This window comes from Candidatus Woesearchaeota archaeon (genome assembly GCA_003695435.1).
Lineage (GTDB): Archaea > Nanobdellota > Nanobdellia > Woesearchaeales > UBA11576 > J101.
The window spans coordinates 1-7,405 of the sequence record RFJL01000013.1; the positions used below are offsets into that span (position 1 = coordinate 1).

The 7,405-nt window shown below is 40.1% G+C and carries 9 protein-coding genes; 6 read left to right on the top strand and 3 right to left on the bottom strand.

The genetic code is table 11. The annotated features are described in order from the left end of the window. The 6 genes from D6774_00970 to D6774_00995 form a co-directional block, all read left to right on the top strand. On the top strand, positions 1 to 513 hold a 513-nt coding region (locus D6774_00970; protein ID RME78498.1), incomplete at its 5' end, for a hypothetical protein. Between the two features lie 105 nt (positions 514 to 618). Continuing rightward, entirely contained in the window at positions 619 to 1,188 is a 570-nt protein-coding gene (locus D6774_00975; protein RME78499.1) for a hypothetical protein, read from the top strand. A gap of 1 nt (position 1,189) precedes the next feature. After that, positions 1,190 to 1,789 carry a hypothetical protein gene (locus tag D6774_00980; GenBank protein RME78500.1) on the top strand — a complete coding sequence of 200 codons (600 nt, stop codon included), beginning with the start codon at positions 1,190 to 1,192 and terminating at the stop codon, positions 1,787 to 1,789. Continuing rightward, positions 1,786 to 3,471: an FAD-binding protein gene (locus D6774_00985; GenBank protein ID RME78501.1), complete on the top strand. Its 1,686-nt coding sequence runs from the start codon at positions 1,786 to 1,788 to the stop codon at positions 3,469 to 3,471. The genes D6774_00980 and D6774_00985 overlap by 4 nt, the downstream gene beginning before the upstream one ends. Further along, entirely contained in the window at positions 3,472 to 4,089 is a 618-nt protein-coding gene (locus tag D6774_00990; protein RME78502.1) for a succinate dehydrogenase/fumarate reductase iron-sulfur subunit, read from the top strand. It abuts the gene before it with no gap. A gap of 148 nt (positions 4,090 to 4,237) precedes the next feature. Continuing rightward, positions 4,238 to 5,599, top strand: a complete 1,362-nt coding sequence (locus D6774_00995; protein RME78503.1) for an aspartate ammonia-lyase — start codon at positions 4,238 to 4,240, stop codon at positions 5,597 to 5,599. 157 nt (positions 5,600 to 5,756) lie between these two features. On the opposite strand, the gene D6774_01000 is transcribed toward D6774_00995, so the two are convergent. The 3 genes from D6774_01000 to D6774_01010 all read right to left on the bottom strand — a co-directional run bounded on the left by D6774_01000 (position 5,757) and on the right by D6774_01010 (position 7,067). Then, the gene (locus D6774_01000; protein ID RME78504.1) at positions 5,757 to 6,224 is read right to left on the bottom strand and encodes a hypothetical protein; all 468 of its coding nucleotides are present in this window, start codon (positions 6,222 to 6,224) and stop codon (positions 5,757 to 5,759) included. Then, positions 6,190 to 6,723: a hypothetical protein gene (locus D6774_01005; GenBank protein RME78505.1), complete on the bottom strand. Its 534-nt coding sequence runs from the start codon at positions 6,721 to 6,723 to the stop codon at positions 6,190 to 6,192. Before D6774_01005 ends, D6774_01000 begins: the two co-directional genes overlap by 35 nt. A gap of 128 nt (positions 6,724 to 6,851) precedes the next feature. Continuing rightward, positions 6,852 to 7,067: a DUF1931 domain-containing protein gene (locus D6774_01010; GenBank protein ID RME78506.1), complete on the bottom strand. Its 216-nt coding sequence runs from the start codon at positions 7,065 to 7,067 to the stop codon at positions 6,852 to 6,854. Positions 7,068 to 7,405: the final 338 nt, after the last annotated feature.

Genomic DNA, 7,405 nt, shown 5'->3' on the forward strand with positions numbered 1-7,405 from the left:
CAACAACACATCAGAGACATAACAGAACAAGAACACTCCCCCTTGAGTCTCAACTATAATGATGACGTAGTCCAGTTCTACAAAGCAATAACGATTCCACGTTACAACTTTAGCATTCTCTACAAGTCATCACAAGAAAAACAACAGTATAAACAGCACGTAGAAAATGTTTTAGGTTTTGAAGCAAAGTGCGAGATGCTCTTTGACGAGTTTCCCCTTCACAAACAATTCATCAAACCATTTTTTGATATCATTGAGTTTTACCGCCAAAACAAGACCCCCACCTATCTCTTTGCCCAAGGTCCGCTCCGAGGTAACCACCAACTCCATCCCAATCTAAACAAGATGCAAAAAACTACTAACAACGCGGTAGATTCCCCATCATATGCATCAACACAACAAGGAGAAGAATTCTTTGAGAATTCTAGATATTTCGTTTTGGGTTTCAATGAAGAAGGAACTCAACTATATGATGCACAAGTAGTACGAGCAATCTGCGAACTCTTAAAATAATCACTTTTGAACAATTACACTACCCTTCCGCCCCAACATTTATAAAGTAAGAAGGCGCACTACTCAGTAATATGCTTATAATGCTTATAAAAGAGGTGGCTTAAGGTGGAAGAAGAATACGCCATTGTTTCTAAAAAAGAGTTTGAAAGACTCAGAAAAGAACTTGAACGACTCAAAAAAAACCCATTAGGGGATTCAGAAAAGGGTCAAGATTTGCAAGAATCTATTGATAATCTATCAAGATCACTCAACACTATGATGAGTATTTTCAAGGAAGCAGCAGAAGATATGAAACTAGAGAGCAGAGAACAGGATCTGATCCACAAGAAAATCGATCCTCTTGCTGAAAAGTTAGACCAACTCATTGAGCAAAACCAAAAAATTGCAAAAGGACTCATCGCTGTTGCAGATATGGTCAAGGAAAAATTAGAAAAAATTGAAAGCTATGTGCAAAATAAACAAGGAGCGCAAAACGAAAGTAAAAGTTCCTTCGAGCCGAGCCTTCCCCCTCTTGGAACTGACATACCCACAAGCACACCTCCCCCACTACCTAAAACATCACCTACACCACCCCCTCCACCTCAAGGACCATTTCCACCTCCTCCAGGGAGTTCAACTCCGCCTCCACCTCCACCCGCAAAGAAGACACCAATTCTTGGCGGACTCATGAAGTAGAATGGACGGCCTAACTGCGCAGCACATGAAATCAATGGTTGAGCACTTAGCTCGCGCTGCTGTACGTGTTGAACAAAGAGAAGAAAAAAAAGCTGCAATCCACCAGCGCATTGAAGAGCTTCGACGAACAAGTCTCTTTAAAGGATCTACTAAAAAAGAAATTGAGGAACAAATCAACTCTTTGCGCGATGAACTCTCCTCACTATTTAAAACAGAAAAACAAATTCTCGACGAGCAAAAAGCGGAAAGTAAAATAATCAAACAACTTCAAGATCAAGTCTCAGAACTCACACAAGCACTACACACAATAACTCAAGAAACAAAAGAACTTATTGAAAAAAAAGATGAGGAAATTGCAAAACTCAAAGATCACAACCACACATTACAATTAGCACTTAAAGAACTCAAAGAACACCACCCCGAACACAAGGAACTCATTGATGGAGCTCTTAAAAAAGATCAGATACGAAAAGAACTTCAGGAAAAATTACATGAACTAGAAGAAAAGCACAAACAACTCTCAAAGTCAAAAAGTCATGATCCCAAAGAGCTTAAACGGATTGAATCCCTGATTAAAGAGTTGAAAAAGAAGCTCAAATGATTTATGATTGCATCATTCTAGGAGCAGGGCTTGCAGGTTTGCAAACAGCGCTTACCATTCCAAAGAAATATTCTGTTGCTGTGCTCTCAAAAGTGTACCCGACAAGATCGCACAGTTGTGCTGCTCAAGGAGGTATTAACGCTGCACTTCACCCAGAGGATAGTTGGAAAAACCACATGTATGATACCGTGTATGGATCTGATTACCTCGGAGATCAAGATGCAATTGAAATCCTTTGTAAAGAAGCACCAAAAGTTGTTCTTGACATGGAAGAAAAAGGCGTTCTTTTTTCAAGAACTCCTCAAGGTTTTATTGCGCAACGAGCATTTGGTGGTCAACACTTTAACCGGACGTGTTACGCGCAAGATCGCACAGGTCACATGCTCTTACACACAACGTATGGAGAAGCGCTCAAAAAGAACATCACTATTTTTGAAGAGTGGTATGTCATCAGACTTGTAAGAGGTAAATCAACTCATGCACTAATCGCATATAACATGCAAGAAGGAACCTTGCACACTCTTCGGGCACGAGCAGTTGTACTCGCAACAGGAGGATACGGTCGCGCATTTCAAGTAACAACAAACGGGTATACCAACACAGGTGATGGTCTCGCACTTGTTGCAAATGAAGGCCTACCCCTTAAGGATTTGGAAATGGTGCAATTTCACCCAACAGGCATCTATGGCAGAGGAGTTCTTGTATCTGAAGCTTCAAGAGGCGAGGGAGGATACTTAATTAATAGAAAAGGAGAGAGATTTATGAAACGCTATGCTCCACAAGCAATGGAGCTTGCAAGCAGAGACGTTGTTGCACGTGCAATTGCAACAGAGCTTAAAGAAGGCAGGGGCTGTGGCAGAAAAAAAGATCACGTTCTTCTTGATCTGAGGCATTTAGGCGCAACGAAAATTGAAAAACGACTGCCTCAAGTACGCGGTCTTGTTAAACAATTTTTAGGTATTGATTGTGCAAAAGAACCAATCCCCATCACACCTACCGCACATTATTCGATGGGAGGTATTCCTACTACTGTTGATTGTGAAGTGCTAGATCATAAGAACAAGGCAAAAGGACTCTTCGCAGTAGGAGAGGTTGCCTGTGTTTCAGTTCATGGAGCAAATCGTCTTGGTGGAAATTCTTTGCTTGAAACTATTGTTTTTGGAAGACGTTGTGGAAAACAAGTCGCGCAGTATCTCAAAAACACACCAAAAGGAAGAACCAATGATGTTTCAAAAGAAGTAGATGAAGTAAAACAACAGATCCGAACCCTTATGAACAGAAAAAAAGGAAGATCACCAAAAGAAATTCGAAAAGAGGTTCAAGAAATTATGAATACGCATTGTGGAGTGTATCGCGATGAGAAATCACTTAAAAAAGGTCTTGAAAAACTCAAAAAAATCAAAAAAGAAAAAATACGAGTTGGTGACAAACAACTCTTGTTTAACACAGAACTTATCACCGCATTTGAAACCAGCAACATCATTACGTTTTGTGAATTACTTCTTAACGCAGCACTTGCACGACGAGAATCAAGAGGTGCGCATGCAAGAACAGATTATCCGGAGCGCAACGATGAAGAATATCTTAAACACACACTTGTAAGTAGCACTCCTAAAGGAGTGCGAGTTGAGTGGAGTCCTGTAACTATAACAAAGTTCAAACCCCAACTGAGGCATTATTAGATGAAAATTACCATCATTAGAGGAAAAGAGCAACAAACATTCACTGTGAAAAAGACCAAGGGAGATACCTATCTTGACGTCTTTGACAAAATAAAAGAACAAGACCCTACTTTCACCTATCGCAAAAATTGCAGGTCAGGTATTTGTGGAACTTGCGGGTGTACAGTGAATGGAAAAGCAACACTTGCTTGTATCACACTTGCACAAAACAATGCAGTTATCGGACCAAGAAAAGGCAGAGTGATTCGAGATCTTGTTGTTGATGAGAAGAAATACTTTGATGAGCTCAAAACGATAAAACCGTTTATCATAAAAAATGAGGAAAAAGATCATGTTATGATGCCAAGCATCGTGGATCGTATTAACCATTCTCAAGATTGTGTGCTCTGCGCAGTATGTGATGATAATAGTAAAGATACTCCTGTTAAACCATCTCTTATTGTTAAAGCGTGGCAATACTTTGTTGATACCAGAGAAGCAGAAAAGCACGAACATATTACTGCTATTCATGAAGGGTTGCTTAAACTTACTCCTAGGCAAATAAAGTCTATGGAAACCTGTCCCTTACACATACCTATTGCAAGCAAAGCAAAAGAATTGAAGCGCTTGCTTGAGTAGGTTGTATGCATATCATCTCCTAATTCATAGGGTGACCACCCTTCCCCGACCACCCCCCCGTCAACGCAAATGACCTTCGTTGGAGGATGGTTGGGTGGGGCGTAGGGTTGGCGCATAAATACTCAAAAGGAGAACAAAAACATCAAAGATGAGGACGGAAAAAGACCCTTTAGGAATGAAACAACTCCCTGATCATGCGTATTGGGGAATTCACACGCAACGAGCATATGAGAATTTTCACATTTCTCATGAGAATGCTCCGGTGTATTTCTACCATGCAATTGCGCAGATAAAACTTGCAGCTGCAAGAGTTAATAGGAAACGTCTTGGAAGAAAAAAAGCAGATGCTATTATTAAAGCGTGTCAAGAGGTACTTACTGGAAAGTTTGATGATCAGTTTATTTTAGATTACTTACAAGCAGGCATGGGAACACCCATGAATATGAATGTGAATGAAGTGATTGCGAATAGAGCACTTGAATTATTAGGTTATGATAAAGGATTGTATGAGTACGTCCATCCCAATGATGATGTGAATTACGCGCAGAGCACAAACAATGTGATTCCAACAGCGCTTAAAATTGCAGCGCTTGATCGCCTTGATGATTTTCACACACAACTGGACCTTGTAATTCGCACATTTGAAAAGAAGGCAAAAGAATTTTCAAAGGTGTTAAAGACTGGAAGAACTCATTTACAAGATGCTGTGCCCATGAGTCTTGGGCAAGAATTCTTAGCGTATGCGCAGGAATTAAGAATAACAAAAGCACGCATACAGCAAGCAAGTAAGGAACTTTTCATCCTAGGTATTGGAGGTAATGCTATTGGAACTGCTGTGAATGCTCCGAAGAATTATGATAAGCATATTGTAAAGGAACTGCGTGCAATGACTAAGCGCGATTTCAAGGTTGCAAAGAATCACGTTGCAATGACGCAGTTCCCTTACGAATTCGCACACCTCTCTTCTGCTCTTACTCTTCTTTGCATTGATCTTACAAAGATTTGCAATGATTTACGCCTTCTCTCATCAGGTCCTACAGCAGGGCTTAATGAAATACACCTTCCAGAAGTTGAGCCTGGCTCTTCAATCATGCCTGGAAAAGTGAATCCTTCTATTCTTGAATGTATGAATATGATTTGTTATGATGTAATGGGAAACCACCATTCTATCGTACTCGCATCACAAGCAGGACAGCTTGAACTTAACGTAATGATGCCTCTCATAGTAAAGAAACTTCTTTTCTCCATTGATATTCTTACAAATGGTTTGTCTATGCTCTCAACAAAATGTATTGAGGGAATTAGTGCAAACAAGGAGCAGTGCAGAAAGTACTTTGATCACTCCAATGGTCTTGCAACTCTTCTCAACCCGCTTATTGGTTATGATGCTGCAGCACAAGTAGCTCAAGAAGCTCTAAGAACTAAGAAGAGTGTTGAGGAAATTGTTCTTAAGAGAGGATTGCTAAGTAAAAAAGAGTGGGATGCACTCATTAAGAAGAGTGTGGAGTAAGTGCGTTTAAAGGGCTCGTCTTCCTTTTGCATAATCTCGTTTTATCGCAAAGGGTTGTCTGTAAAAAAAAAAGTCTAATCGCGTAGTGACGAGAGGGTTCTTGTAATAATCGGTGAAGTGCTTGTAAAGAAACAACTTTCGCCTCGTAATAATATTCTCAAACATATTGATCACGAAAAACTTGACCTACTACGTATTCATGAAGGCCATTCCACTTGTGATCTTGATTATTTTGCTGCATTAGGAATGATGAAAGCATGAAATACACATCAATGTTAGCTTGGGTTTCAAGTTCCCCATGTGATGTTGTTCGCCCAACGTCTAATCGTGAAGCATAGAGTAAGACATGGCTGATTTCTTCACAAAGCGCTACGAAGCTACGAGCAGAGTCATCATCACAAATGCCCTCTTCAACAATACGCTCAATACCTTCAACAACAGTAGGGGCTAAAAAAATAGATGCGCAATCCTCAAAGAAGAGTGTGACTGTTCTTCTCACAGGAAAAGGTGCGAGAAGTGAAGAGACTGCGTTCTCACAAGGAATATCATTGAGTAGTGCAATGCCTTGTGCTAGGTCATCACATAATTGTTTAAACTCTTCTGAAAAGGTATATTCCTTGCTCATTTTGTTGTTTTTCAAATGCTTTGTCGTAACGCATTCGCTCCAAGAAGCTTTGTGATTGGAAGAGATCTAGTGCTGCTAATCTATCAGAGAGTTCCGAAAATGAATATGCAGCATCTTGAAACCTTCTTGCAACGGATTTTAATCGCATCATTTCTGCAAGTTTGAGGTACATGTTTTTTCCCATTTCTTTAACGTAGTTAATGGAAATTCCTCTGGAAGAAAGGTAGTTTCTAAGGGTTCCGCTTCTCACTAAGTATTTGTGGCAATCATATTGTAAGGAAGGGTCGTCATGAAATTCTTCAAATGCTTGAAGTACATCAACTGCGGTAAGTGTTGGAAGAGGTTCTGTGCACCTGCCTTTTTCTTCTATGCCTGATGCAAAAAGCGCGAGAATATTTGCTAAGAAGACTTCTTGTTCTTGTGTGAGTGGTGGTTGTTGTGATGCTGTTACAACAGGTAAAAATTCCTCCCACTTTCCCTCTGCGATCAGCAACTCCACAAAGATAAGGTAGGTAAAACGTATTCATATAGTTTGCGCAAGAACAAAGGAGGGACAAGGAGGAGAAGAAAAGAAATGAAGAAGAAAAAGGAAGAAAAGAGAAGAGAAAAAATTAAGCAAAGATGACCTTAGAGGTCTTTTGCCATAATGGTCTTGCGACCGTTGGATTCTGCACGTTCAGCTGCATCTTTAAGAAACATGTGTGCTACGAGGTTGAGGGAATCTGCTAGATCTCCTGCAACATTAGCACCTTTTGCAGCTTCTTTGACCTTCGCTTTAACAATGACGTTTTCTTTTGCTTTTACTTTTGCACAAGCAAAGCAGAAAGGTACGTCTTTTGCCATAACTGTTTTACGTCCGTTTTCTTCAGCTCTTGCTACTGCGTCTTGAACTGCGGTGTTTACTTTGTTGGAGAGTGCTTCTGCGAGGTCGCCTGCAACATTGAATCCTGGAACTACTTCCTTAATTTTCGCTTTTACTACTAACATATCAGCCATCTTGTAATGACACCTCGTTTTTTTGTTTTTGTTCTTTGTGAACACTCAAACCTTAGAATTTGAGGGTTTCAAGGTATAAAATCATCTGACCTTTTTTAAATGTTTCGTCGTGAAAAGCCCGAATTCTTTGTTTTCACAGCTTGTAAGTGAAGAATCCAACAACATCCTTTGAAGATTCATGTATA